This is a genomic window from Streptomyces sp. NPDC104367, from assembly GCF_055583825.1.
The window spans coordinates 65,009-90,572 of record NZ_JBVJND010000022.1 but is presented as its reverse complement, the minus strand read 5'-3'; the positions used below and the strand labels follow the sequence as shown (position 1 = coordinate 90,572).

Annotated in this window: 17 protein-coding genes; 8 read left to right on the top strand and 9 right to left on the bottom strand. The window is 70.9% G+C overall.

Features of this window, described 5'->3' with window-relative positions; translation table 11 throughout:
- The first annotated feature begins 66 nt into the window (after positions 1-66).
- Positions 67-600, top strand: coding sequence for a TerD family protein (locus tag ACZ619_RS29575; RefSeq protein WP_469605171.1), 534 nt, complete (start codon positions 67-69; stop codon positions 598-600).
- A gap of 899 nt (positions 601-1,499) precedes the next feature.
- Here ACZ619_RS29575 and ACZ619_RS29570 read toward each other — a convergent pair.
- Both ACZ619_RS29570 and nrdR read right to left on the bottom strand, forming a co-directional pair.
- Positions 1,500-4,388, bottom strand: coding sequence for a vitamin B12-dependent ribonucleotide reductase (locus ACZ619_RS29570; RefSeq protein ID WP_469605168.1), 2,889 nt, complete (start codon positions 4,386-4,388; stop codon positions 1,500-1,502).
- A gap of 164 nt (positions 4,389-4,552) precedes the next feature.
- Positions 4,553-5,104 carry a transcriptional regulator NrdR gene (gene nrdR / locus ACZ619_RS29565; protein WP_469605165.1) on the bottom strand — a complete coding sequence of 184 codons (552 nt, stop codon included), beginning with the start codon at positions 5,102-5,104 and terminating at the stop codon, positions 4,553-4,555.
- Between the two features lie 505 nt (positions 5,105-5,609).
- On the opposite strand from nrdR, the gene lexA reads away from it, so the two are divergent.
- A complete protein-coding gene (gene lexA / locus ACZ619_RS29560) occupies positions 5,610-6,389 on the top strand; it encodes a transcriptional repressor LexA (protein WP_362579448.1) in 780 nt (259 codons plus the stop codon).
- Between the two features lie 152 nt (positions 6,390-6,541).
- On the opposite strand, the gene ACZ619_RS29555 is transcribed toward lexA, so the two are convergent.
- From ACZ619_RS29555 to ACZ619_RS29540, 4 genes are all read right to left on the bottom strand, one after another.
- Entirely contained in the window at positions 6,542-8,518 is a 1,977-nt protein-coding gene (locus tag ACZ619_RS29555) for an ATP-dependent DNA helicase (protein ID WP_469605163.1), read from the bottom strand.
- A 310-nt stretch (positions 8,519-8,828) separates the two neighbouring features.
- On the bottom strand, positions 8,829-9,740 hold the full coding sequence (locus ACZ619_RS29550; protein ID WP_469605161.1) for a GNAT family N-acetyltransferase: 912 nt from the start codon (positions 9,738-9,740) through the stop codon (positions 8,829-8,831).
- A gap of 157 nt (positions 9,741-9,897) precedes the next feature.
- Entirely contained in the window at positions 9,898-12,336 is a 2,439-nt protein-coding gene (locus tag ACZ619_RS29545; RefSeq protein ID WP_469605357.1) for an IucA/IucC family protein, read from the bottom strand.
- Between the two features lie 318 nt (positions 12,337-12,654).
- A complete protein-coding gene (locus tag ACZ619_RS29540; RefSeq protein ID WP_469605158.1) occupies positions 12,655-14,427 on the bottom strand; it encodes a diaminobutyrate--2-oxoglutarate transaminase family protein in 1,773 nt (590 codons plus the stop codon).
- A gap of 460 nt (positions 14,428-14,887) precedes the next feature.
- On the opposite strand from ACZ619_RS29540, the gene ACZ619_RS29535 reads away from it, so the two are divergent.
- From ACZ619_RS29535 to ACZ619_RS29515, 5 genes are read left to right on the top strand one after another with little or no spacing between them, the layout of a single operon-like run.
- Complete coding sequence (locus ACZ619_RS29535; RefSeq protein WP_469605156.1) at positions 14,888-16,216, top strand: sugar ABC transporter substrate-binding protein; 1,329 nt, start codon at positions 14,888-14,890, stop codon at positions 16,214-16,216.
- Positions 16,213-17,145: a carbohydrate ABC transporter permease gene (locus ACZ619_RS29530; RefSeq protein WP_469605154.1), complete on the top strand. Its 933-nt coding sequence runs from the start codon at positions 16,213-16,215 to the stop codon at positions 17,143-17,145. Before ACZ619_RS29535 ends, ACZ619_RS29530 begins: the two co-directional genes overlap by 4 nt.
- Positions 17,142-18,080, top strand: a complete 939-nt coding sequence (locus tag ACZ619_RS29525; protein ID WP_469605151.1) for a carbohydrate ABC transporter permease — start codon at positions 17,142-17,144, stop codon at positions 18,078-18,080. The genes ACZ619_RS29530 and ACZ619_RS29525 overlap by 4 nt, the downstream gene beginning before the upstream one ends.
- A gap of 42 nt (positions 18,081-18,122) precedes the next feature.
- Entirely contained in the window at positions 18,123-19,031 is a 909-nt protein-coding gene (locus ACZ619_RS29520; RefSeq protein WP_469605148.1) for a 5-dehydro-4-deoxyglucarate dehydratase, read from the top strand.
- On the top strand, positions 19,028-20,278 hold the full coding sequence (locus ACZ619_RS29515; protein WP_469605146.1) for a glucarate dehydratase family protein: 1,251 nt from the start codon (positions 19,028-19,030) through the stop codon (positions 20,276-20,278). Before ACZ619_RS29520 ends, ACZ619_RS29515 begins: the two co-directional genes overlap by 4 nt.
- 10 nt (positions 20,279-20,288) lie before the next feature.
- Here the strand turns inward: ACZ619_RS29515 and ACZ619_RS29510 are convergent, their stop codons facing one another.
- Complete coding sequence (locus ACZ619_RS29510; protein WP_469605143.1) at positions 20,289-20,432, bottom strand: hypothetical protein; 144 nt, start codon at positions 20,430-20,432, stop codon at positions 20,289-20,291.
- Positions 20,433-21,019: 587 nt separating this feature from the next.
- Between ACZ619_RS29510 and ACZ619_RS29505 the strand changes: the two genes are divergently transcribed.
- Positions 21,020-22,246: a trypsin-like serine peptidase gene (locus tag ACZ619_RS29505; RefSeq protein WP_469605141.1), complete on the top strand. Its 1,227-nt coding sequence runs from the start codon at positions 21,020-21,022 to the stop codon at positions 22,244-22,246.
- Between the two features lie 102 nt (positions 22,247-22,348).
- Here ACZ619_RS29505 and hflX read toward each other — a convergent pair whose 3' ends face one another.
- Positions 22,349-23,842: a GTPase HflX gene (gene hflX / locus ACZ619_RS29500; RefSeq protein WP_469605138.1), complete on the bottom strand. Its 1,494-nt coding sequence runs from the start codon at positions 23,840-23,842 to the stop codon at positions 22,349-22,351.
- A 168-nt stretch (positions 23,843-24,010) separates the two neighbouring features.
- Positions 24,011-25,534: a M1 family metallopeptidase gene (locus ACZ619_RS29495; RefSeq protein WP_469605136.1), complete on the bottom strand. Its 1,524-nt coding sequence runs from the start codon at positions 25,532-25,534 to the stop codon at positions 24,011-24,013.
- Positions 25,535-25,564: the final 30 nt, after the last annotated feature.

Sequence of the window (25,564 nt, the reverse complement as noted above, 5' to 3'; positions counted from 1 at the left end):
ATTAACAAAGAGCCTTGGCAGCCCATCAGTTGGGGCAGTGGACCTCTAGGGGGAAGGGGACGCGTGATGAGCGGTTTCAGCAAGGCGATCGGCAAGGTCGAGGTCGCTGTGCAGTGGGATCCGAGCCCGTCAGGGCAGCCGCCCACCGATCTCGACATCATCGGCGCGACGTTCCTGGCGGGTGATCCTTACGGGACTCCGGCCTATCTGGTGCACTTCGACAGCCGCTCGCCCGACGGCACCATCTTCCTCAACCGGGACAGCCAGGACGGCAAGGGTTTCGGCTGGGACGAGGTGATGACGCTCGAACTGGACCGGCTCGACGGCCGGTACACGCGCGTGGTCGTCGGAGTCGTCATCCAGCAGCGCTCCGTGCACCGGACGTTCGTGAACGTCCTGAACCCGGCGGTGCGTGTCCGCGAGGGCTACAACGTGCTGGCCCAGGACGACTTCGGCTCGGTCCTCGGGGCCACCGCGGCCGCCGTCGCGGAGTTCGTGCGCGACGGGTCCGGCAACTGGTCCTTCCGGCCCGGCCTGCACGGGTTCGAGGACGACCCCGTGGTCTTCAGCCAGGCCATGGGCGGACTCGGCCGCCCCTGACGGCGAACGGCGAGGAGCACGAGGTAAGGGGCGTCGGCCGTGGTCGACGCCCCTTACCTCGCCACCTCATCACCTCGCCACGACTCGTCCTGGTGGAGATCACTTATTCCCGGTGTGCGCTATTCCTGGGCATCCGACGCTCGATCGGGGAACGCGCTCAGCCGCAGCTGGGGCGCCCGGTGGTCGGCGGGCCACCGCATCCGGGTGTCCTCCGTCGCGAGCCCGGCACGCGGCCGGGATCCACTCCGCCCGGTCGAGCACCGAGACGCATCAGGCGCAGGAGCCGACCGGCGTGGTCGACCATCTCGCCGTCCGTGTCGAGGTCTCCAAGCGCCTCATGGAGTTTCGCAACGGTGGCCACCTTGCCTGCGAAGTAGCCGTTGAGGAAATCGCCGTCACATGCTCTGCGGAGCAGCCAGGGTCGGGCAGCCGGGTCGTCGAGTCTGCGGAGAGCTTCAACGACATGGACACGCCCCCATCCGGTGACTCGCTCGGCAAGCCACAGCAAGGCCTCCACTCCCCATGGCCGGCTCTCGAAAGCATGCGCCGCCAACGGCCCGAAGCGGTTGGAGAGCAGTCCGATCGTCTGGACCATCGGGATGTCGTCTGGCGTTCCCACGGCGGCGACCAAGGCGAGCCCAACGGTGACCGAGCATCGATCCGCCCCGTGTCGGACCAGCCAGCGGCCCGTTCGGCGAACGCGTTCTCTGTCTGCCCGCAGAGCCGCGGCTGCGATGTGCTCGTTGTAGTGAATCAGCGATCGCGGCGACAAGCCCTCGGCGGGGCGGCACGCTGCGTCGAACCCGACAGCCAGGTGCCACACATGCCGAAGGCGGTGGAGCCGGGAAACCGGCTCCACCGCCCTGGACAGATGATCTACGCCTCAGCGGCGCCCGAGATCAGCTGCAACCGCTGGTCGAGCCGCAGCCCTCGCAGATGTAGCAGGAACCGGCCCGCTGCATCTTCGTACCGCAGGAGAAGCAGAGCGGGGCGTCGGCCTGGATGCCCAGCTGCATCTCCACCAGTTCGGCGCTGGTGTGCGCCTGCTTCAGGGCGGGCTTGGCCTCTACCTTCGGGGAGGCGACGGCCTTCAGCTCCTGGGCACGCGGCGCAGACTGGGCCAGACCCTCGACGTCGACCTCGTCTTCGAGCGACGGCTCGTACGAACCGGTCTCCAGGTGACGCTGACGCTCCTCGGCGGAGTGGATGCCGAGCGCGGAGCGCGTCTCGAAGGGCAGGAAGTCCAGCGCCAGGCGGCGGAAGATGTAGTCGACGATCGACTGCGCCATCCGCACGTCCGGGTCGTCCGTCATACCGGCCGGCTCGAAGCGCATGTTGGTGAACTTCGAGACGTACGTCTCCAGCGGCACGCCGTACTGGAGGCCGACGGAGACCGCGATGGAGAAGGCGTCCATCATGCCCGCGAGGGTGGAACCCTGCTTGGACATCTTCAGGAAGACCTCGCCCAGGCCGTCGTCCGGGTAGGAGTTGGCCGTCATGTAGCCCTCGGCACCGCCGACGGTGAAGGACGTGGTGATGCCGGGACGACCCTTCGGAAGGCGCTTGCGGACCGGGCGGTACTCGATGACCTTCTCGACCGTCTCGCGGATGGTCGCCTCGGCCTTCTCGGCGACCTCCTCCTTCTCCTTCTCCTTGGTCTTGGCGGAGAGGGGCTGGCCGACCTTGCAGTTGTCGCGGTAGATCGCGAGCGCCTTGACGCCGAGCTTCCAGGCCTCGAAGTAGATCTCCTCGACCTCCTCGACGGTCGCCGTCTCCGGCATGTTGACCGTCTTGGAGATGGCACCGGAGATCCACGGCTGGATCGCGGCCATCATGCGGACGTGCCCCATCGGGGAGATGGCACGCTCGCCCATGGCGCAGTCGAAGACCTCGTAGTGCTCCTGCTTGAGGCTGGGAGCGTCGATCACGTTGCCGTTCTCGGCGATGTGGGCGACGATCGCCTCGATCTGCTCCTCCTGGTAGCCCAGGCGGCGCAGGGCCTGCGGGACCGTGCCGTTGACGATCTGCATCGAGCCGCCGCCGACCAGCTTCTTGAACTTGACCAGGGCGAGGTCGGGCTCGACGCCGGTGGTGTCGCAGGACATCGCCAGACCGATGGTGCCGGTCGGGGCGAGCACGGACGCCTGGGAGTTACGGAAACCGTTCTTCTCGCCGAGGCGCAGCACGTCCTGCCAGGCCTCCGTGGCCGCGGCCCACACCGGGGTGTCCAGGTCGTCCATGCGGACGGCCGTGGTGTTGGCGTCGGCGTGCTGCTTCATGACGCGGTTGTGGGCGTCGGCGTTGCGGGCGTAGCCGTCGTACGGGCCGACGACCGCGGCGAGCTCGGACGAGCGCTTGTACGCGGTGCCGGTCATCAGGGAGGTGATGGCACCGGCGAGGGCGCGGCCGCCGTCGGAGTCGTAGGCGTGACCGGTCGCCATCAGCAGGGCGCCGAGGTTGGCGTAGCCGATGCCGAGCTGGCGGAAGGCGCGGGTGTTCTCGCCGATCTTCTGGGTCGGGAAGTCCGCGAAGCAGATGGAGATGTCCATCGCGGTGATGACGAGCTCGACGACCTTGGCGAAGCGCTCGACGTCGAAGGACTGGTGGCCCTTGCCGTCGTCCTTCAGGAACTTCATCAGGTTCAGCGAGGCGAGGTTGCAGGACGTGTTGTCCAGGTGCATGTACTCGCTGCAGGGGTTCGAGCCGTTGATCCGGCCGGACTCCGGGCAGGTGTGCCAGTGGTTGATGGTGTCGTCGTACTGGATGCCCGGGTCGGCACAGGCCCAGGCGGCCTCGGCCATCTTCCGGAACAGGCTCTTGGCCTCGATGTCCTCGATGACCTCGCCGGTCATCCGGGCCCGCAGACCGAACTGGCCGCCCTGCTCGACCGCCTTCATGAACTCGTCGTTCACGCGGACCGAGTTGTTGGCGTTCTGGTACTGGACGGACGTGATGTCGTCGCCGCCCAGGTCCATGTCGAAGCCCGCGTCACGCAGCGCGCGGATCTTCTCCTCCTCCTTCACCTTGGTCTCGATGAAGTCCTCGATGTCGGGGTGGTCGACGTCGAGGATGACCATCTTGGCGGCGCGGCGGGTGGCACCGCCGGACTTGATGGTGCCGGCGGACGCGTCGGCGCCGCGCATGAAGGAGACCGGGCCGGAGGCGTTGCCGCCGGAGGAGAGCAGTTCCTTGGAGGAACGGATCCGGGAGAGGTTCAGGCCGGCGCCGGAGCCGCCCTTGAAGATCATGCCCTCTTCCTTGTACCAGTCGAGGATCGACTCCATGGAGTCGTCGACGGACAGGATGAAGCAGGCGGAGACCTGCTGGGGCTGCGGGGTGCCCACGTTGAACCACACGGGGCTGTTGAAGCTGAAGATCTGGTGCAGGAGGGCGTACGCCAGCTCGTGCTCGAAGATCTCGGCGTCGTCGGGCGTGGCGAAGTACGTGTAGTCCTCGCCGGCCTTCCGGTACGTCTTCACGATGCGGTCGATCAGCTGCTTGAGGCCGGTCTCGCGCTGCGGGGTGCCGACGGCACCACGGAAGTACTTACTGGTGACGATGTTGACCGCGTTCACCGACCAGAAGTCGGGGAACTCGACGCCACGCTGCTCGAAATTGACCGAGCCGTCGCGCCAGTTGGTCATGACGACGTCACGGCGCGCCCAGCTCACCTCGTCGTACGGATGCACGCCGGGGGTGGTGTGGATGCGCTCGATACGCAGACCCTTGGTGGCCTTCGTCCCCTTCGCGCGGGAACTCCGTGCCGGGCCGCTCGCCGTCTCTGTCATGCCGCCTCCCTGTACGGGCTAAAACGCCCTGAAATGCCACGATGTTCCCGTGGCACGCTGTTCTGTTCCGATGTCGCGGGCACCCTCAGCTGCCACCCGCGACAAGTCCTGGATCACCGTCCGACCGCCGGATCCGGGCCATCCGCCCGGTTCCGGTCCGCCCGTCAGCCGACGATGTGAACGGGCGCGGGCACCTCAGCGGGCCCGCCCGGCCCGTGTCCGTCCTCCTGGCTCCCCGCTCCCGCGTCTTCGTCGTCCGCGACGGGGTCCTGCGCGGCCTGCCTGAGCTCGGCGATCGCGGCCTCGAAGTCCTCGAGCGAGTCGAACGCCCGATAGACGGAGGCGAACCGCAAGTAGGCGACGAGGTCGAGCTCCTGCAACGGACCGAGTATGGCCAGCCCCACGTCGTGGGTGGTCAGCTCGGCGCTTCCGGTGGCCCGCACCGCCTCCTCGACCCGCTGGCCGAGCTGGGCGAGTGCGTCCTCGGTGACAGGCCGCCCCTGACATGCCTTGCGCACGCCGTTGATGACCTTGGTACGGCTGAACGGCTCGGTGACCCCGGACCGCTTGACCACCATGAGCGAGCACGTCTCCACGGTCGTGAAACGACGGGAGCAGTCAGGGCACTGGCGGCGCCTGCGGATCGACGTGCCGTCGTCGGTCGTACGACTGTCGACCACACGGCTGTCGGGGTGCCTGCAGAAGGGGCAGTGCATGATCTCCAACCCTCCTCACAGCAGACTCGATGGCCTCGCCGGGCCTCATGGGCCCCTCGAAGCAGCCCCAAGCATAGGCGATCGCGGAGGGCTCGGAGACCCGGGGGACCACAACTTGTGGGCTGCTGTAGCAATCCAACCACTAGATGTAGGGATCGACTGACACATCGACAGTTTGCGCGTGTCGCACACGTACCGCTACGGCGGATACGGAGATACGGTGGGCGCCGCACGGAGGTCACGTGCGGCTCCGGCGCAGATCGGGACGGGCATCCCGGTCGGCAGCGGCCCGGGTGGCAGACTGGGCGCACTCACCAGTGCCACCACCTCGGCGGCGAAGAGTACAACAATGAGCCCTTTTGTCCGCCGGGTCCCGCGTCAGCCATACACCCAGGCACACGATCGCGCCCGATGAACCTTGTTTTTTCACTCGAACGTGTGTTTGGCGCAACCTTTCGAAAGCAACTACCGTTGTCCAGCAGGGAGACCATCGAGAGGGGCCGACGTGACCACCACCGCAGACAGCGCCACCATCACCGCCCAGGACCGCTCCCAGGGCCGACTCGACCCGGTGCATGCCATGAACGAAGCCGTGAATCCCGAGGGACACAAGCGCTCCCTGCCAGGCCGACCTCCAGGCATCCGGGCCGACAGCTCGGGCCTCACCGACCGGCAACGCCGGGTGATCGAGGTCATCAGGGACTCGGTGCAACGACGCGGCTACCCGCCGTCGATGCGGGAGATCGGCCAGGCCGTCGGCCTGTCCAGCACCTCCTCGGTCGCACATCAGCTGATGGCGCTGGAGCGCAAGGGCTTCCTGCGCCGCGACCCGCACCGCCCGCGCGCGTACGAGGTGCGCGGCTCCGACCAGGCCGTGAGCGTGCAGCCCACGGACACCGCCGGCAAGCCCGCCGCGTCGTACGTCCCGCTGGTCGGCCGGATCGCCGCCGGTGGGCCGATCCTCGCCGAGGAGTCGGTGGAGGACGTCTTTCCGCTGCCCCGGCAGCTGGTCGGTGACGGCGAGCTGTTCGTGCTGAAGGTCGTCGGTGACTCGATGATCGAGGCCGCGATCTGCGACGGGGACTGGGTCACCGTCCGCCGCCAGCCGGTCGCCGAGAACGGCGACATCGTCGCCGCCATGCTCGACGGCGAGGCCACCGTCAAGCGCTTCAAGCGCGAGGACGGCCATGTCTGGCTCCTCCCCCACAACTCGGCCTACGAGCCGATCCCCGGCGACGACGCGACCATCCTGGGCAAGGTCGTCGCGGTACTGCGGCGCGTGTGACGCCTGCGGCGGGCGGCTGTGCCGTCCGCGCCCTCTGACCGGGCCCCGGAACCCCTGCGCCGGTTCCGGGGCCCTGTGCTGTCCGGGCTCCGGCGCCTGCCGGTTCGTATCGCGGGTTAGCCTGTCCCGGGCCGGGACAGGCTAACCCGCGATCACTCCGCCTCCGCCTGCCGCGCGGTCGCGTCGATCGCCGCCAGCGACTTCCGGACCTGGTTACGGTCCGTGGTGTACCAGAAGTCCGGCAGGGACGTCTTGAGGTAGCCGCCGTACCGCGCGGTGGCGAGCCGCTGGTCGAGCACGGCGACCACGCCCCGGTCCCCCGACGCGCGGACCAGGCGGCCGGCTCCCTGGGCCATCAGCAGCGCGGCGTGGGTGGCGGCGACCGCCATGAAGCCGTTGCCCCCGGCGTCCTCGACGGCCTTCTGCCGGGCGCTCATCAGCGGGTCGTCGGGGCGCGGGAAGGGGATCTTGTCCATGACGACCAGCTGGCAGCTGGGGCCCGGGACGTCGACGCCCTGCCACAGCGACAGGGTGCCGAAGAGACAGGTCTTCGGATCGGCGGCGAAGTTCTTGATCAGCTCGCCGAGGGTCTCCTCGCCCTGGAGGAGTATCGGGAACTCCGGAATCCGGGTGCGCAGTTCCTCGGCGGCCTGCTGGGCCGCCCGCATCGAGGAGAAGAGACCGAGGGTGCGGCCGCCGGCGGCCTGGATCAGCTCGGTCAGCTCGTCCAGCATGTCGGCGCGGTCGCCGTCCCGCGCGGGACGGGACAGGTGCTTGGCGACGTAGAGGATGCCCTGTCTCGGGTAGTCGAAAGGCGAACCGACGTCGACGCCCTTCCACTGCGGGAGGTCATCGCCCTCGGTGCCCTCCGGGCCGAGGCCCAAGGAGGCCCCGACGCCGTTGAAGTCGCCGCCGAGCCTGAGGGTCGCCGAGGTGAGGACGACCGAGCGGTCAGCGAAGAGCTTCTCCCTGAGCAGACCCGACACGGACATCGGGGCGACGCGGACGGACGCGCCGAAGCGGTCGTGGCGCTCGTACCAGACGACGTCCCACTCGGAGCCGTTCACGATCCGTTCCGCCACGTCGTGGACGGTCTCCACCGAGGCCAGCGCCTGCTTGCGCACCGCGTCCTCGTCCTGGACCGACTTGTCGCGGGTCGTACCGAGCGCGGAGATCACGGTACGGGCGGCGTCCCTGAGAGCCGCCAGGGCGTAGCCGAGGTCCTCCGGGATCTCCTCCAGGCGGCCCGGCAGGGCCAGCTCCATCAGCCGCTCGAAGCCCTCGGCGGCGGTCTGGAGCTGGTCGGCGGCCTTCTCGTCCACCAGTTTGGCGGCGCGCCGCACCGCCCGGTTGACCTGGCCCGGGGTGAGCTCTCCGGTCGCGACGCCGGTGACGCGCGAGACCAGCTCGTGCGCCTCGTCGACGATCAGCACCTCGTGCTGCGGGAGGACGGGGGCGCCCTCGATCGCGTCGATCGCGAGCAGGGCGTGGTTGGTGACGACGACCTCGGCGAGCTTGGCGCGCTCGCGGGCCATCTCGGCGAAGCACTCGGCGCCGTAGGCGCACTTGGACGCGCCGAGGCACTCCCGGGAGGAGACCGAGACCTGGGCCCAGGCCTTGTCGGAGACGCCCGGCGTGAGGCCGTCGCGGTCACCGGTCTCGGTCTCGTCGGCCCAGTCGCGCAACCGCAGCAGGTCCTGGCCGAGCTTGCTGGTGGGGGCGGCCGCCTCGAACTGGTCGAAGAGGCCTTCCTCCTCGTCCTGCGGGACGCCCTCGTGCAGCCGGTGCAGGCACAGATAGTTCGACCTGCCCTTGAGCATCGCGAACTCGGGCCGCCGACGCAGCAGCGGGTGCAGGGCGTCGACGGTCCGCGGGAGGTCCCGCTCCACGAGCTGTCTCTGCAGGGCCAGGGTCGCCGTCGCCACGACGACCCGCTCCCCGTGCGCGAGCGCGGGCACCAGATAGCCGAGCGACTTTCCGGTGCCGGTGCCGGCCTGGATCAGCAGATGGGATCCGTCGTCGATCGCCTCGGCGACCGATTCGGCCATGGTCACCTGGCCGGGGCGCTCCGTACCGCCGACGGCTGCGACAGCGGCGTGCAGGAGTTCAGGGAGTGAGGGCTTCGTCATAGCGCGACCACCCTACGGCCCGGCACTGACAATCGGGCGATCACGGCCGCGACGGGGAGTGGGATCACGCCGGGGCTCCTGAGCAGAGGGGCGAGGCGGCGAAGGGGCGAGGGACTCGTGGCCATCCGCCCGTTCGCATGCGGCCCGTTCGCTTGCGGCTGGTTCTCATCCAGCCCGTTTGCCTGCGGCTCGTCCGTCTGCGGCTCGTCCGTCTGCGGCTCGGATTTCTCCGAGTCGAATTTCTTCCGAGCGAGCGGGAACTCGACCGGGCGCCGCTTCGTACTACATGTGTACACACGATCACTCAGCGCTACATCAGATGACGTAGGGACCGGTCCCGGATCATGAGGGCGGCCCGTTTGGCAGGCAGGTCGACCTCGGCGGCGTAGCGGTAGCCCGCGTTGAGGAAGGCGGCCACGGAGGGGGTGTTATGAAGATCGGGCTCCGCGACGACACGCGCACAGGCGGGCCGGCGATCGAGGACGAGATCGGCTACGGCTCTGAGCAGGGCGGATCCCAGTCCGCGCCGTCGGTCGGAGACATCGCCGATGAGGAGGTGGACCCCGGTGTCGTGCGGGCGGGCCGGATAGTGGCGGGCCAGCGGGTCCAGATCGGCCCGATAGATCTCCCAGTAGCTCATCGGGGTGCCGTCGAGCATGCCCAGACACGGCACGCTGCGTCCGTCGCCCATGAGCTGGCTGCGCAGATGGCCTTCCGTCAGCGTCGGTGAACCGGCCAGCTGCCAGAACGCGGCGACCTCGGGGGCGTTCATCCAGCGGCTGATGATCGGCAGGTCACGCTCAAGGCGGTCGGAGCGGACCGGCACGAGGTGGAAGGTGCCGACGGGTGTCGCGGTGGGACCCCAGTTGTCCACCTGATCGAGCAGATCGAGTGCGTCGAGAGGGCCCGGTGGGTTGACGTCCGGGTCGGTGAAGCGGGCAGAGGCGAGCGAGACGGAAGTGTCCTGCGAGGGGGCGGGTGCGCGACGGACTTCTCCCCCGCCGCTGCTGCTACCGGGGCCGGTTGTCCCACCGGCACGGGCGGCGGCCGTCCTCCCGGTGAAGAGGGCGAGGAATTCATCGGGCAGGCGGAGGTCCAGGGTGTCCTCGCAGTCCCTGCCGTCCTCGACGGGTCCGGAGCGGCCCGAGTGGACGGGGTGGACGGCGTGGGCGGGGTGGGCCGGTACGGGGCCTGCGTCGGCGCTCGCGTCGGCGGGAGGCACGCTGCGCTCCTCTCAGGAGACGAGGTGGGTCATGTTCCTAGGTCGGTGCATTCGGTGGATTTGGCGGATTTGACGCATTCGGTGGGGAAGGGCGGTGAGCGGGGAGCCTGTGCGGGGGTGGCCGCTGGTGCAGGGGCCGGTGCTGGGGCTGGGGCGGTCAGGAAGGTCGGGAGTGGAGGGGGTTGGTGATGGTGACGTAGACGGACTGGGTGTCGACCGGGCCGACGAGTTCGTCGAGGCCGTGCAGGCGGGTCAGCAGGTTGGCCTTGCAGCGCAGCACGGGTGAGTCGAGCAGGAGACCGGGCAGGGAGGTGCACAGCGGGGCGGGCCCGGAAGCCGCGTCGGCGAGGAACCGGCGGAACGCGGCGAGCAGCAGGCGCTCGTCGGCGAGCCGCTGGGAGCCGAACGCTCCGACCAGGCCGAGCACGTTGTTGATGGCGAGGTAGTAGGCGAAGCGTTCGTCGGTGACCTCGTCGGAGACGAAGGTGTCGCTGTGCTCTCCGATGCCGGGCAGCCTGGCGTCGAGGTCGGTGCGCCGGGACTCCCGGAAGTAGTAGCCCTGGTTGTCTCGGTAGCGGCCGCCGATGGGCCAGCCGTCGGTGTCCAGCAGAAGCAGCGTGTTCTGCTGATGCGCCTCCAGGGCGATGCCGGCCTCGCCGTCGAGCCAGAGCACCGGGCGGACGACCTGCTCCAGGTAGCGCAGGAACCACTCGGTGGCGACAGCGCCGACGGGGCGTCCGGTGCGCTCGGCGAGCTGGGCGACGACCCTGGCCAGCCGGGAGCGGTACGGCCGGGGCCGGCCCTTCGCGGCCGAGGTGTCGAGGGGCCGGGGTGCGACCAGGCCCGCGACGCAGGACACGTCGTCGGTCGGGGTGAACGGGTTGTGCCGGATCATCACGTCGAGTCCTGGCACGGGTCGGCCGTCCCGGCTGTCGACAGCCAGCCAGGCGGGGTCGCGCACGATGTCGAAGCCGGGGTGGGCCGCCTGCCACTGCTTGGCGAGGCCGGTGCGCAGCAGGCGGTGCACCTCGACGCCTCGGTGGAGTTCCTTGCGGAGGTTCTCCCGGCGGGAGTTGGTGATGCGCAGGCCGAGCGACAGTTTGAGCATGGCGGGGGCGCCGGTGCGGTGCACGGTGCGTACGGAGGAGGTGGGAGACCAGGGGGCGCCGAGAGGGCCCAGGTCACGGAGGAGTCCGGCGTCGAGGAGGGCCGCGGTCTCCTCACGGTGGCGGACCTCGCGGGCCTGCCAGGGATGCAGGGGCAGGGCGGCGGCGAAGCCGTCGGGCAACGGCAGCGACAGGGCCGCTCCGGCGAGGCGTTCCAGGAGTGTCGGCGCGGTGACGGGGCGACCGCGTTCGGTCCAGGCCGAGTCGGTGGCAAGAAGGGAGAAGGAGACGGCCATCCAGTGGAGGGGGAAGGAGCCGCGCAGCTCCGGTGAGTAGAGCCGGGCTTCGGACTCGGTGAGACCCTCGCGGCTCTTCGGGGTCGGGTGCAGCGGGTGCCCGAGCAGAAGCGCCTGCTCGGCGGCGAGAAAACGGTCGGGGCCGTCGGCGGGACGGGTACGCCGGTCGGTGATGAAGGTGACCGTGCGGCGCAGGGAGTCGGCGACCCGGGCCACGAGGTCACCGTCGTCGGGGGTGAGCGGGGCGGAGGGGGTGGGCTCGGGGCCTGGGGTGGGGGTGGGTTGAGGACCGCCGGGGTTGGACCAGGGGCTGCCGGGGATGCCGGGGATGCCGGGGGCGTCGTCGCCGGCACCGGCACCGGCACCGGCACCAGCACCAGCACCAGCACCAGCACCAGCACCAGCGGTGACGCCCGCGACTCCGGGTTCGCTGTCGCGGTCAGCGTGGCCGTCGCCGTCGCCGTCGCCGGGTGCAGCCTCCGGAATGCCCAACGCATCGCGGCCGTCCCCGGCGCCAGGTGTGACCCCGGCGTTGCCCAGTGAACTCCGGGCGATGTCTGATGAACCCTCGGCGATGTCGGGTGAGAGCCCGGCGATGTCGGAGGTGCCGAGAGATCGGCCGGGGCTGCCGTTGGCGGAGCGGCGGGTGCCGTCGGCTTGGCCGGGAACGTGGTCGGTGCGGCCGAACACACTCCCGGCCCACCTGCCCAAGCCCTCGGCTCGACCGTCCAGACCGTCGGCCCGACCGCCCAAGCCCTCCACTCCGCCGCCCTGGCCATCGGCTCGACCACCTTGGCCCTCGGCTCGGCCGTCCTGGCCGTCGCCCCAACGAGGTGTGCCTCCCTCGGCCTGCCTCCCTACGCCCACGGCGCGTCCGCTCGCGCCGTCGGTTCGGCCCGCCCCGTCGGCTCGTCCGTCCACGTTACCGGCGGGGCCGCCAGGGCCGCCGTTCTCGCCCCGCCCGTGCGTCTCGCGTGTGAGGAGGGCGGCGAGGGTGACCGCGTCGACGGGTGGGGCGGTGTCGGGGGTGCCGGCCAGGCGAGGTGGGCCGAAGCGGTGCCAGCCGGCGGGGGACCAGTGGCGGACCGGGGTGATCAGGGCCGTACCGCTGGCGGGCAGCGGGATGCGGAGGGTGCCGGTGTCGGGCGCGGGGAGGTCCGTCTCCCGTGCCCAGCAGCGCAGCAGGTTCTCCACGGCGGCGGCCTGGGCGGCGGTGTGCGGGTCGGGGTGTTCCAGGAGGTCCCCGGTGTCTTCGCGGGGTCGCTCGGGCTGGAGGGTGCGGCCTCGTTGCTGGGGAACCGACTCGGCGAGCGGAACGGGGCGTCCCTGTGGGCCTTGGTCTCCGTGGTCGTCGGGGGTGGGGGTGGCGTTCAAGGGGGAGTCCTCGGGGCTCGTGCGGTGCGGGAGTTCGCCGTGGTGAGGGGCGGACCGGGTCGGTCGGGGGTGGTTCGAGTGCTGAATGTCCTGGTGGGAGAGGTGGGAGAGGCGGGAGGGGTGGGGATGATGCGGGTTTCAGCGGTTGCGGACGCCGTGTGCGGCGGGGTCACGGGCCACCGCGGCGACGGCGTCGGAGAGGCGGTCCAGCACGGCGTCCGCCTGTTCGTCGGTGATGGTCAGCGGCGGGAGGAGGCGTACGACACCGGCGTGGCGGCCGCCGAGTTCGACGATCAGGCCGCGCTCCAGGCAGGCTCGTTGCACGGCGGCGGCCAGTTCGGGGGCGGCGGGGCGCGGTCGCGACCGGTGTTCGCCGTGCGGCCCGGCAAGGCTCACCGCCCGGCTCCGCTCCGCCGCCACGCCACGGGAGTTCCCCGGCTCCATCCCCGCCGCACCACGGAAGTCCCCCGGCCCCGTCCCGGTCTCGTCCCAGGAGTCCGAGTGCCGTGCGTCGGCCGGCTCGCGTGGGTCCCGCGCCGCCGTGTCCGCCCCGGAGCCGTACCTCCATGCCCTCGCGCCGGCCGCGTCGCCACGCCCTCGCCGCCCCCGAGCGCGCTCCGCCGCCGTCTCGCCGTGGCCCGAAGCCATGCCCTCCGCGGCGTCTCCGTAGCCCGAGCCCGCCCCCTCCACCACGTCACGGTGCCCCCAAGAGCTCCCCTCCCCGCCCAACGCGCCGGGGCTCCCTCCGTCCCCCGACCCGGTCTCCGACTCCGGGTCCACCAGTTCGACACCGATCATCAGGCCCCGGCCCCGGACGTCCCCGACACACGGGAACTCCGTCTGGAGGTCGCGGAGTCGGGAGAGCATGCGGGAGCCGAGGAGGGCGGCTCGTTCGGCGAGGCCGTTCTCGCGGACGTGGGCGAGGGTGGCCGTACCGGCGGCCATCGCGAGCTGGTTGCCGCGGAACGTGCCCGCGTGGGCGCCGGGTTCCCAGACGTCGAGGTCGTCGCGGTAGACGACGACGGCGAGGGGGAGGCTGCCGCCGATGGCCTTGGAGAGGACCATCACGTCGGGGGTGACTCCGCTGTGCTCGACGGCCCAGAAGGCGCCGGTGCGGCCGACGCCGGTCTGGATCTCGTCGGCGATCAGGGGGATGCCGCGGTCGGCGGTGAGGCGGCGCATCCGGCGGAGCCAGTCGTCGGGCGCGGGGATCACTCCGCCCTCGCCCTGGACGGGTTCGAGGATCATGCCGGCGGGGAGCGGGACGCCGGACTTGGGGTCGTCGAGGACGGACTCGGTCCAGCGGGCGGCGAGTTCGGCGCCGTGGGGGCCGCCGACGCCGAAGGGGCAGCGGTAGTCCTGCGGGTAGGGCAGCCGGGCGACGCGGACGTCGGCTGCTCCGCCGGAGGCGGCCAGGGCGCCGGAGGTCATCCCGTGGTAGGCACCGGTGAAGGCGAGGATGCCGGTGCGGCCGGTCGCGGTCCGGACGAGTTTGAGGGCGGCCTCGACGGCGTCCGTGCCGGCGGGCCCGCAGAACTGGACGCGGGCGCGGTCGGCGAGGCCGGGCGGCAGGGTGCGGAACAGTTCGGTGATGAAGGCGTCCTTGACGGGGGTCGCCAGGTCGAGGACGGAGAGCGGGGCGCCGGAGTCGAGGACCTTGCGGATCGCCTCCAGCACGACGGGGTGGTTGTGGCCGAGCGCGAGGGTGCCGGCGCCGGAGAGGCAGTCCAGGTAGCGGCGGCCGTCGGCGCCCTCGATGGTCAGACCGCGGGCCCGGACGGGCACGATGGGCAGGGCGCGGGCGTAGGTCCGGGCCCTCGATTCACGCGCCGACTGGCGCCTCAGAATGCCCTCGTGCGCCGCGTGCGCTCCCCCGGACGTCCCCCCGGTCACCGACTCCGTCACGGCCACGGCTGGCTGTCCTCCCCGCTGGTCAGAGGCGAGTTGCTCGGCGGGCGCCGGGCACAGGCAGCCGGACCCCCACCGCTACAACCCCGGACCGTCCGACGGGTTACGGGTTGCCTCAAGATCCTTGCCTTCACGAAACCGAACGCAGGGCCGATGCCGGACCGATACCGGACAGATGCCGGGCCGGGCGCCGCACCGCTGCCAGGCCGGACGCCGGGCCGGCGCCGGGCCGACGCCCGGACCGAACGCCACCACAGGCGCCGGACTTGCGCCGCAGGGACCGCGGACTGGTGGCGGAGGGACGCGGGGCGGACAACGGGCGGGCAGCGGACGGGCGACGGGCCGGACCGGGCGAAATCTTCCGGCCATGTATTGACATACGGATGAAACGATTCGTAGCTTGGCCAATCATTTAGATTCGTGAAGAGAGTTCACGGATATGAACATGGAACACGGAGGTCCCATGGGCGTTCGCCGACGACGTCGCCGCCTGGCAGCCGTCCTCGCCGCAGCGGGACTCGCCTTCGGAACGGCCGCCTGCGGCTCCGGTTCCGACACCGCGGGCGCCGGCGACCCGAACACGCTGGAGGTCTGGACCCGGAGCAACCCCGACCCCGCCGCCACCTACGAGCGCGTCTTCGCCGCCTTCACCAAGAAGACCGGGATAAAGATCGACTACCAGCCGGTCATCAACTTCGACCAGCAGTTGCAGAGCCGGGCGTCCACCAAGGACCTGCCCGACGTGATGATCAACGACACCGCGCTGATGGGGAGCTACCAGTCCCAGGGGCTGCTGAAGGCCGTCGACCCGGACTCCATCGCGGGGCACGACGAGATCAGTGCGAAGACATGGACGTCGACCATCGGGCTGGACGGCAACCACTACGGCATCCCGTACTCACGCCAGGCCCAGACCCTGATGATCCGCAAGGACTGGCTGAAGAAGCTCGGTCTCAAGGCACCCACCACGTGGGACGAGATGCTGACCGTCGCGAAGGCCTTCGCCGACCGGGACCCGGACGGGAACGGCAAGAAGGACACGTACGGAATCGTCGTCCCGGGCAGCGCGCAGAACGGGTACGTCGCCTGGTGGGGCGCCAGCTTCCTGTGGCAGGGCGGGGCGAAGCTCATCGAACCGGACGGCGAGGGCACCTACCGCCCCGTCGCGGACTCGGCCGCGGCCGTACGCACCGTCACCTGGCTGAAGAACAAGCTCTTCTGCGGTGACAACGGTGTCATCCAGCCCGGCGCGGTCACCGCGGTCACCGGCACCGCCACCAACTTCCAGGACGGCAACGCCGGGATGTACCTGACCGGGCCGTACAACATCACCACCTACGACTCCACGCTCGGCAAGGACAAGTACGAGGTGGTGCCCGCACCGGCGGGTCCGGCGGGCTCCACCGTGCTGGCCGACGGCGAGAACATCTACTTCGGCGCGAAGGCCGGCAAGACCGAGCAGGAAGAAGCGCTCGCCGCGTTCCTGGTCTCGCCCGAGGGGCAGCGGCTCGCGATGACCGGCAAGAACCAGCCGGTCGTCCGCATCCCCGTCAACTCCACGCTGGACGCGGCGCAGGTGCGCGGCGACGACCGCTGGAGCGTCGTGCAGAAGGCGTACGAGAACGCCTCGGAGCAGTTCCCGAACGCGCCGGACTTCGCTCCGGTCAAGCAGGACACCGCCGACACCCTCAACGCGCTGTTCACCTACTGCGGCAGCGATGTCGCCGCCGGGCTCAAGGAGCTCGACGACACCCTCGCCGGCGATCTCAAGGACCAGGGGCTGCTCAAGTGACCGCGACCGTGACCACCCCGGCGACCGCCTCGCCGGCCACCCCGCCGCGAGCGCGCGGCCGCTCCGTCCGCACGGCGCTGCTGCCGTGGCTCTTCCTCGCCCCGGGGCTGCTGCTCGCCCTCGTCTTCAAGTTCCTGCCGATGGGCAAGGGCGTCTGGCTGAGCTTCTTCAAGGTGCGGCCGTTCCTCGGCGACCAGTGGGTCGGCCTCGACAACTACTCCCGGGTCCTCGGCGACCACCGCTTCCAGGACGCGGTCGGCCACACGCTCGTCCTCGGCATCGGGCAGTCGCTCGGCGCGATCGTCGTCGGCTTCGTGCTGGCGCTGCTGCTCGAAGGCCAGACGCGGTCCCTGAAGCTGGTCCGGACCGCCGTCTTCCTGCCGGTCGTCACCGCGACCGCGGTGGTCGGCGAGATGTGGCGGCTGCTGTACTACCCGACCTCCGACGGCGTGATCAACGGCGTGCTGGGCGTCTTCGGGCTCGGCACCACGCAGTTCCTCGACAACCCGGACACCGCGCTGTGGTCGACGATGGCCATGGGCATCTGGATCGCCGCCCCCTACAACATGGTGATCATCCTGGCCGGACTCGCGGGCGTGGACCGGTCGTTGTACGAGGCGGCCGCGATGGACGGGGTCTCGCTGCGGCAGCGCCTGTGGCATGTCACCTATCCCGCCATCCGCCCCGCCCTCGGCATCGTCCTCACCCTGGCCGCCATCCGCGGGCTCCGGGTCTTCACCGAGGTGTACGTCCTGACCGGCGGCGGCCCCGCGGGCTCCACCGAGGTCTGGATGACCCGCGCCTACACCCTGGGCTTCACCCGCAACGACATCGGCGGCGCCTCCGCGGCCTCCGTCGTGCTGCTCTGCGTGACGCTGCTGCTCACCGTCACGGTCAACTACTTCCGCAAGAGGGGAGACGTGCGATGAGCGCGCCCGCCATCGACGCCGTGCGGACCCCGGTGCCCGCGGCCCCCGCCAAGGCCGCGAAGGGACGGGCCACCCCGGCCCGGTTCGACACCGCGCTCGGCTGGAGCGACCGGCCGGGTGCCGCCTGGGCGCTGCGCATCCTGCTCTGCGCGCTCGCGCTGGCGATCTTCGCCGGGCCGTTCCTGACCGTCCTGTCCGGCGCCCTCAGCAGGAACCCGAGCGGCTCCTCGCTGTCCTTCCTCCCGCACCACCCCACGCTGCTGAACGTCCGGGTCGCCGGGGAGCGCGGCATCTGGGACTACTTCACCAACTCGCTGGTCGTCGCGGGCGGCGCGCTGCTGCTCCAGCTGGCGGTGTCGGTGCTGGCCGCGTACGCGCTGGCCCGGCACCGGTTCCGCGGCCAGGCGCTGGTGCTGACCCTGTTCATGCTGACGATGATGCTGCCCGAGGAGGTCATCGCCATCCCGCTCTCCCTGGTGCTGGGCCATGTCCCGGTGGTCGGCGTCGACCTCAAGGGGACGGTGTGGGGCGTGATCCTGCCGCTCGGCGCCTGGGGTTTCTCGGTGATGCTGCTGACCGAGTTCATGAAGGACATCCCCACGGAGATCGAGGAGGCCGCGCGTCTCGACGGTGTCGGCGAGTTCCGGATGCTGTGGCAGATCGTCCTGCCGCTGTGCAAGCCGGCGCTGGGCGTGGCCGGGGTGCTCGGGTTCGTCATGATCTGGGACCAGTACCTGCTGCCCCTGATCGCCTCCAAGGACCCCACCGACTACACGGTCACCGTCGCCCTGTCCGTCCTGCGCACCGACCCCGAGGTCGGCTCGGGGGTGGTGCTGGCCGGTGCGGTCATCGCGCTCGTCCCCAGCCTGATCGTCTACCTGCTCCTCCAGCGCTCGCTGGTCACCGGCATCGCGGCCGGTGCCACCAAGGGCTGACCCCCGCACCTGCCCACCCACCTGCCCCACGACGAGGGAGCCATGAAGTTCCAAGGAGTGCTGTTCTTCCCGGTCACGCCGTTCGCGGCGGACGGCTCGCTGGACGAGGACCTGCTCGCCCGGCACATCGAGGCCGGTGTGACGGCCGGTGCCGGAGGCGTGTTCGCCGCCTGCGGCACCGGTGAGTTCCACGCGCTGACCGCCGACGAGATCGAGCGGGCCACCCGGGTCGCGGTCACCGTCACCGCCGGCCGGGTGCCGGTGCTGGCGGCGGCGGGCGGCCCCGTCCCGGTCGCCCGCGACCAGGCGGCCCGTATCGAGCGGGCGGGCGCCGACGGGATCCTGCTGCTGCCGCCGTACCTGGTGAACGCCCCGCAGCAGGGCCTGGTGCGGTACGTCGAGGAGGTGACCGCCGCCTCCGCGCTGCCGGTGATCTTCTACCAGCGCGGTACGGCCCGGCTGACCGAGGACACCGCGGCCGCGATCGCCGCCCTGCCCCGGGTCGCCGGCCTCAAGGACGGTCTCGGCGACATCGAGCGGATGCACCGGATCGTCCGTGCCGTGCGGGCCGTCCCCGGCGGTGACGACTTCGCCTTCTTCAACGGTCTGCCCACCGCCGAGATGACCGCGCCCGCCTACCGGGGCATCGGCGTCGGCCTGTACTCCTCGGCGGTGTTCGCCTTCGCCCCGGAGATCGCCCTGGCCTTCCACCGGGCGCTCGCGGCGGGCGACGAGACGGTCGTACGCACCCTGCTCGACGAGTTCTACGGCCCGCTGGTCCGGCTCCGCGACGAGGTGCCGGGGTACGCGGTGGCGCTGGTCAAGGCCGGGGTGACGATCCGCGGTCTGGACGTGGGCGGCGTACGCGCACCGCTCGTCGACGCCGCGCCGGAGCATGTCGCACGGCTCGCCAAACTCATCGACCACGGACTGGAGGTCGTCCACGCATGAAGCCCACCCGGATCAGGGAACTGGTCATCACCCCCATCGCCTTCCGCGACCCGCCCCTGCTGAACTCGAACGGCGTCCACGAGCCGCTCGCCCTGCGGATCGTGCTCCAGCTCGTGCTGGAGGACGGCACGGTGGGGCTCGGCGAGTCCCCGGGCGGCACGGCCCGGCTGGAGCGGCTGGAGGCGGCCGCGAAGGTGGTCGTGGGCATGGACGTCTTCGACACGACGGCCGTGGCGGCAGCGATCGACGCGGCCCTGCTGCCGGCCGTGCCCAGTTCGCACGAGCGCGGCTGGACCACGAGCGCGGTGGAGGTGGCCTGCCTCGACGCGCAGGGCAGGCTGCTCGGCCGCCCGATCAGCGATCTGCTCGGCGGCCGGGTGCGGGACTCGGTGCCGTTCGCCGCGTACCTCTTCTACAAGTGGGCGGAGCACCCCGCGCTGGACGGCCGCGAGGCGGTCGGCGACGACTGGGGCGCGGCCCTGGACCCGGCCGGGATCGTCGAGCAGGCGCGGCTGATGCAGGAGCGGTACGGGTTCCGCTCGTTCAAGCTGAAGGGGGGTGTGTTCGCGCCGGACGAGGAGATCGCGGCGATGCGGGCGCTGGCCGAGGCGTTCCCGGGGCAGCCGCTGCGGCTGGACCCGAACACCGCCTGGACGGTGGAGACTTCGGGGTACGTGGCGCGTGAGCTGGCCGACGTCCTCGAATACCTGGAGGACCCGACGGCGACCATCGGGGGCATGGCCGCGGTGGCGAAGGACTCGCCGCTCCCGCTGGCCACCAACATGTGCGTGATCGCCTGGGAGCATCTGCGGCCGGCGGTCGAGCAGGACGCGATCCAGGTGCTGCTCACCGACCACCACTACTGGGGCGGGCTGCGCCGTACCCGTGAACTCGCCGCGGTCTGCGAGGCGTTCGGGCTGGCGCTGTCCATGCACTCCAACTCGCATCTGGGCATCAGCCTCGCCGCGATGACGCATGTGGCGGCGGCGATCCCGAACCTGGACCACTCCTGCGACACGCACTACCCGTGGAACAGCGCGGACGACGTGATCGTCCCCGGTGTGCTGGAGTTCCGTGACGGCGAGGTGGCGGTGCCCACCGGCCCGGGGCTCGGAGTCGAACTCGACCACGAGGCCCTGGACCGGCTGCACCGGCTCTACCTCGACTCGGGCATGCGCTCGCGCGACGACACGGGCTACATGCGCCGGATCCACCCGGAGTACGAGCTGCGCCTGCCCCGGTGGTGACGAGGGCCGGCTAGGAGACCCGCAGCGCGACCACCCGCGGCCAGGGCAGGCCGCGGGTCCCGGTCCCGGTCCCGTCGCGGGTCCCGTCGCGGGTCCCGTTGCGGGTCCCGTTGCGGACGGCCAGGGCGAAGCCGCCGGTCTCGCCCTGGCCCACGGCATGACGCCGTACGGCTTGGCGACGGCGGCCTCGATCACGCGGTGCGGGGAGAGGCCGAGGTGCTCGCAGGCGTCGGAGAGTTCGTCGGCGAGGGCGACAGGCTCGCGTGCTGGTCGGGTAGCAGGTCGGCGCGGCCGTGGCGGATGTCGTCCAGTCGGCGGGTGCTGATGTCGACGCCGAGGAGATCCCCGCCCCCGCCGTCCACAGTCCGAGCGCCGTCGGCAGTCCGACGTATCCGAGGCCCACGACGGCCGCGGTCAGTCCGTCGAGACGGGCGCCGCCGGGGCCGGCCGGGCGGGCGCGCCGCTCGGTCCGTACCGAGAGAACCGCCCCGCCCATACGCTCACAAGTCGCCATAATAGTCACACGGTGATAAGTAACGATCTTCATTCGATGTCTACGGCGCACCACTCCGCCCATGACCTCGAACTCCCCCGTACAGACCCCCGCGAGCACCGGCGCAGCCGGGGTGGCCTGGGCATACGGGCCGTAGCGAAACCGTTGCCCTTCCATCGGAACTCCCCCACAGCGAGCGCATAGTGTGTGGCGCCTGAAGTTCCTTACCGACAGGGGGAGTCACCACCATGCGATCCATCCGGCCGCCGTTCGCCCTACGCCGCGGAAGGGGCGCGCCCCGTGCGCTGGCGGCCGTCGCCCTCGCCTCGGCGCTGGCACTGACCGCCACCGCCTGCGACGGCTCCGGCACCGACGACAACGCCGGCGGGCAGGCGTCCGCGTCCGCCACCGGTGACACCGGCGACGGCAAGATCAAGATCCCGGACGACATCAAGAACAAGCTCAAAGAGCACGGGATCGACATCGACAAGTGGAAGCACGGCGCCTGGAAGAACTGGGACAAGGACGACTGGCTGCGCGAGGCCGACGACTTCATCAACCCGATCATCAAGGGGCTGTGGAACCCGGACCGGATGCGGGACGCCGACGACCCGGACAAGGACAAGGGCGTCGACGCCAACGACATCTCCGGTGACCAGGGGGTGACCGACCCGACGCCGGACCCGGTCCGGGCGAAGGCGGTGCGGCCGGCGTACCACTCCAGCGCGGCCACGTCCGGGAAGGTGTTCTTCGACTCCCCCGAGGGCACGATGGTCTGCTCGGCGACGGTCGTCGAGGACCCCGCGCACCCGGGCAAGTCCAACCTGGTGTGGACGGCGGGCCACTGCGTGCACGCCGGCAAGAGCGGCGGCTGGTACCGCAACATCGCGTTCGTGCCGTCGTACAACGACCAGGGGCTGACCGGGTCCGCGCTGGCGGGCGCCACCCGTTCGCAGATCGCACCCTACGGCGTGTGGTGGGGTGACGGGGCGATGACCTCGCAGCAGTGGATCGACCAGGGCGGGGAGACGGGGGGTGACGGCGCGTCGTACGACTACGCCGTGATCCATGTGACCCCGGAGCAGGGCAGCGGCGGCAAGTCCCTGGAGGAGACGGTCGGTTCGGCGCTGCCGGTGAACTTCGACGCCCCGGCCGTGCCGAAGGTGTCCAGCATCACGGCCACGGGGTACCCGGCGGCGAAACCGTACGACGGGTCGTTGCTGTACCAGTGCGCGGACAAGCCGGGACGGCTGTCGATCGACACGTCGGCGCCGACCATGTACCGGATCGGCTGCACGATGACCGGCGGTGCGTCGGGAGGCGGCTGGGTGGAGACGGGCTCCGACGGCAAGTCGGCGCTGGTGTCCAACACGTCGATCGGCCCGGTGAGTTCGGGGTGGCTGGCCGGACCGCGGTTCGGTGCGGTGGCGAAGGGTGTGTACGAGGCGGTCAGCGAGAAGTTCGCCGATCAGTGAGGGCGGCTGATCCAGCCATGCGGCGACCCAGCGCCCCTCGGTAGCTGAAGGTGATGGCCCCGCTCCCTCGAAAGGGAGCGGGGCCTTCACCTGCGCCAGGCGTCACACAGTCGGCGCCGGAACATACGGCGCCAGTTCGGCCGCCAGTTCCTCGTGGACGCGGACCTTGAGGAGCGTGCCCTCGGCGGTGTGTTCCTCCGACAGCACCTCGCCCTCGTTGTGGGCGCGGGCGACGAGCTTGCCGTGGGTGTAGGGGACCAAGGCCTCGATCTCGACCGCCGGGCGGGGCAGGTCGTTGTCGATCAGGGCCAGCAGTTCCTGGATGCCCTGGCCGGTGCGGGCCGAGACGGCGAGGGAACGCTTCTCGTTGCGCAGCAGGCGCTGGAGGACCAGCGGGTCCGCCGCGTCCGCCTTGTTGATCACGACGATCTCGGGTACGTCGGTGGCGCCGACGTCCCTGATCACCTCGCGCACGGCGGCGAGCTGCTCCTCCGGGACCGGGTGCGAGCCGTCGACCACGTGCAGGATCAGGTCGGAGTCGCCGACCTCCTCCATGGTGGAGCGGAACGCCTCGACCAGGTGGTGGGGCAGGTGCCGGACGAAGCCGACGGTGTCCGCCAGGGTGTAGAGGCGGCCGCTCGGGGTCTCCGCCCTGCGGACCGTCGGGTCCAGGGTCGCGAACAGGGCGTTCTCGACCAGGACACCGGCGCCGGTGAGGCGGTTGAGCAGGGAGGACTTGCCGGCGTTGGTGTAGCCCGCGATGGCGACGGACGGCACCTTGTTGCGGCGGCGCTCCTGGCGCTTGATCTCGCGGCCGGTCTTCATCTCCGCGATCTCCCGGCGCATCTTCGCCATCTTCTCGCGGATCCGGCGCCGGTCCGTCTCGATCTTGGTCTCACCGGGACCACGGGTGGCGAGGCCGCCGCCCTTGCCGCCGCCCATCTGACGGGACAGCGACTGACCCCAGCCGCGCAGTCGCGGCAGCATGTACTGCATCTGCGCGAGCGCGACCTGTGCCTTGCCCTCCCGGGACTTGGCGTGCTGGGCGAAGATGTCCAGGATGAGGGCGGTCCGGTCGACGACCTTGACCTTGACGACGTCCTCCAGCTGGATCAGCTGGCCCGGGCTCAGCTCACCGTCGCAGATGACGGTGTCGGCGCCGGTCTCGACGACGATGTCGCGCAGCTCCAGGGCCTTGCCGGAGCCGATGTAGGTGGCCGCGTCGGGCTTGTCGCGGCGCTGGATGACGCCGTCGAGTACGAGGGCGCCCGCGGTCTCGGCGAGGGCGGCCAGCTCCGCGAGGGAGTTGTCCGCGTCCTGCACGGTGCCCGAGGTCCACACCCCGACCAGCACGACCCGCTCCAGACGGAGCTGCCGGTACTCGACCTCGGTGACGTCCTCGAGCTCGGTGGAGAGGCCGACCACGCGGCGCAGGGCCGCGCGCTCGGAGCGGTCGAACTGGTCGCCGTCCCGCTCTCCGTCGATCTCGTGGCTCCAGGCGACGTCCTCTTCCATCAGGGCATCGGCCCGAAGACCGTCGGGGTAGTCGTGCGCGAGGCGCCTGTTGTCCTGGGAAGCGGAAGAAGAGGAGGTCATTGGGTCCTTCGCGTCGATGGGGTGCCGGTGCCGGCGGGTGTCGTCCCGCTGCTCTGTCAACGTACGAGTACCCCGGAGGATTCCCCGCGACCCGTGCGCGCCGACGACACGATGGTCGCACGGTACGCCCCGTCCCGGCACCGTGTTATCGCAGGGGCCGCCCTGTCGTCACCGGTGGGACTGCTTGGCCGGCGCCGGGGCCTGCTTCCAGTCGGGGTGGCCGGGCATCGGCGGGGTCTTCGCGCCGTACAGCCAGGCGTCGAAGAAGCCGGTGAGGTCGCGGCCGGCGACGGCGGAGGCGAGCCGGACGTAGTCGGACGTGGTGGCGGTGGCGTCCCGGTGGCGCTGGACCCAGATCCGCTCCAGGCGCTCGAAGGCGGGCTTGCCGATCTCCTGGCGCAGGGCGTAGAGGGCGAGGGCGGCGCCGTCGTAGATGTTCGGGCGGAAGATGCCGATCTTCTGGCCGGGTTCGGGGACCTTGGGCCGGGCGGGCGGTCCGCCGGCGGCGCGCCAGCGGTCGGAGGCTCCGTAGGCGGCCTTCATGCGGTTGATCATGGGCTGCTTGCCCTTCTCCTCCGCGTACAGCTCCTCGTACCAGGTGGCGTGGCCCTCGTTCAGCCAGACGTCGGACCAGACGCGCGGGCTGACGCTGTCGCCGAACCACTGGTGGGACAGCTCGTGCACCATGATCGACTCGATGTACCACTTGGGGTACGCGGGCTCGGTGAACAGGCCCTTCTCGAAGAGGGAGAGGGTCTGGGTCTCCAGCTCGAAGCCGGTGGACGCCTGGGCCATGAGCACGCCGTAGGTCTCGAACGGGAACACCCCGACCTTGCTCTCCATCCAGGCGATCTGGTCCGGGGTCTTGGCCAGCCAGGGTTCGAGGGCCTTGGCGTCGGCGCTGGGGACGACGTCCCGGACGGGCAGCCCGTGCGGCCCCTTGCGGTGCAGTACGGCGGAGCGGCCGATGGAGACCTGGGCCAGCTCGGTGGCCATGGGGTGCTGGGTGCGGTAGGTCCAGGTGGTCGTGCGGCCGATCCGGGTGGTCTCGGTGGGCAGCCCGTTGGCGACGACGGTGTAGCCGTTGGGGGCGGTCACGTGGAAGGTGAACATCGCCTTGTCGGAGGGGTGGTCGTTGCACGGGAAGACCAGGTGGGCGGCGTCGGCCTGGTTGGCCATCGCGAGCCCGTCCGTGGTGCGCACCCAGCCGCCGTCCTGGCCCTTGGCGGGCACCGGGTCGCTGGTGTGCCGCACGGTGATCCGGGTCCAGCTGCCCAGCCGCAGCGGCTCGTCGGGGGTGACGACCAGGTCCTCGCCGGCCCCGGCGAAGGCGGCGGGACGGCCGTCGACCTCGACGGACTCGACCTTGCCGTGCGCGAAGTCGAGGTTGAGCCGGTCCAGGTCGGCGGTCGTCCAGGCATCGATGGTGGTGACGGCCTGGAGCGGCTTGTCGTTGCTGCCGGAGTAGGTGAGGGAGAGGTCGTACGACGCCACGTCGTAGCCCGGGTTGCCGAGGTACGGGAAGAGCCGGTCGCCGATGCCCAGCGGGGCCGGCGGGGCACTGGCGCCGAGCAGGGCGACGGAGACTGCGGAGGCGAGGAGTGCGGCCTTCCAGCGCCGGGGCTGGCGGCCGCACCTCTTCGGCGGGCGGATGCGTCCCGCGAGCGGGCGGGTGCGGAGGGTGAGCGGCATGGACCACCGCTACCAGTGCACCCCCGGCTC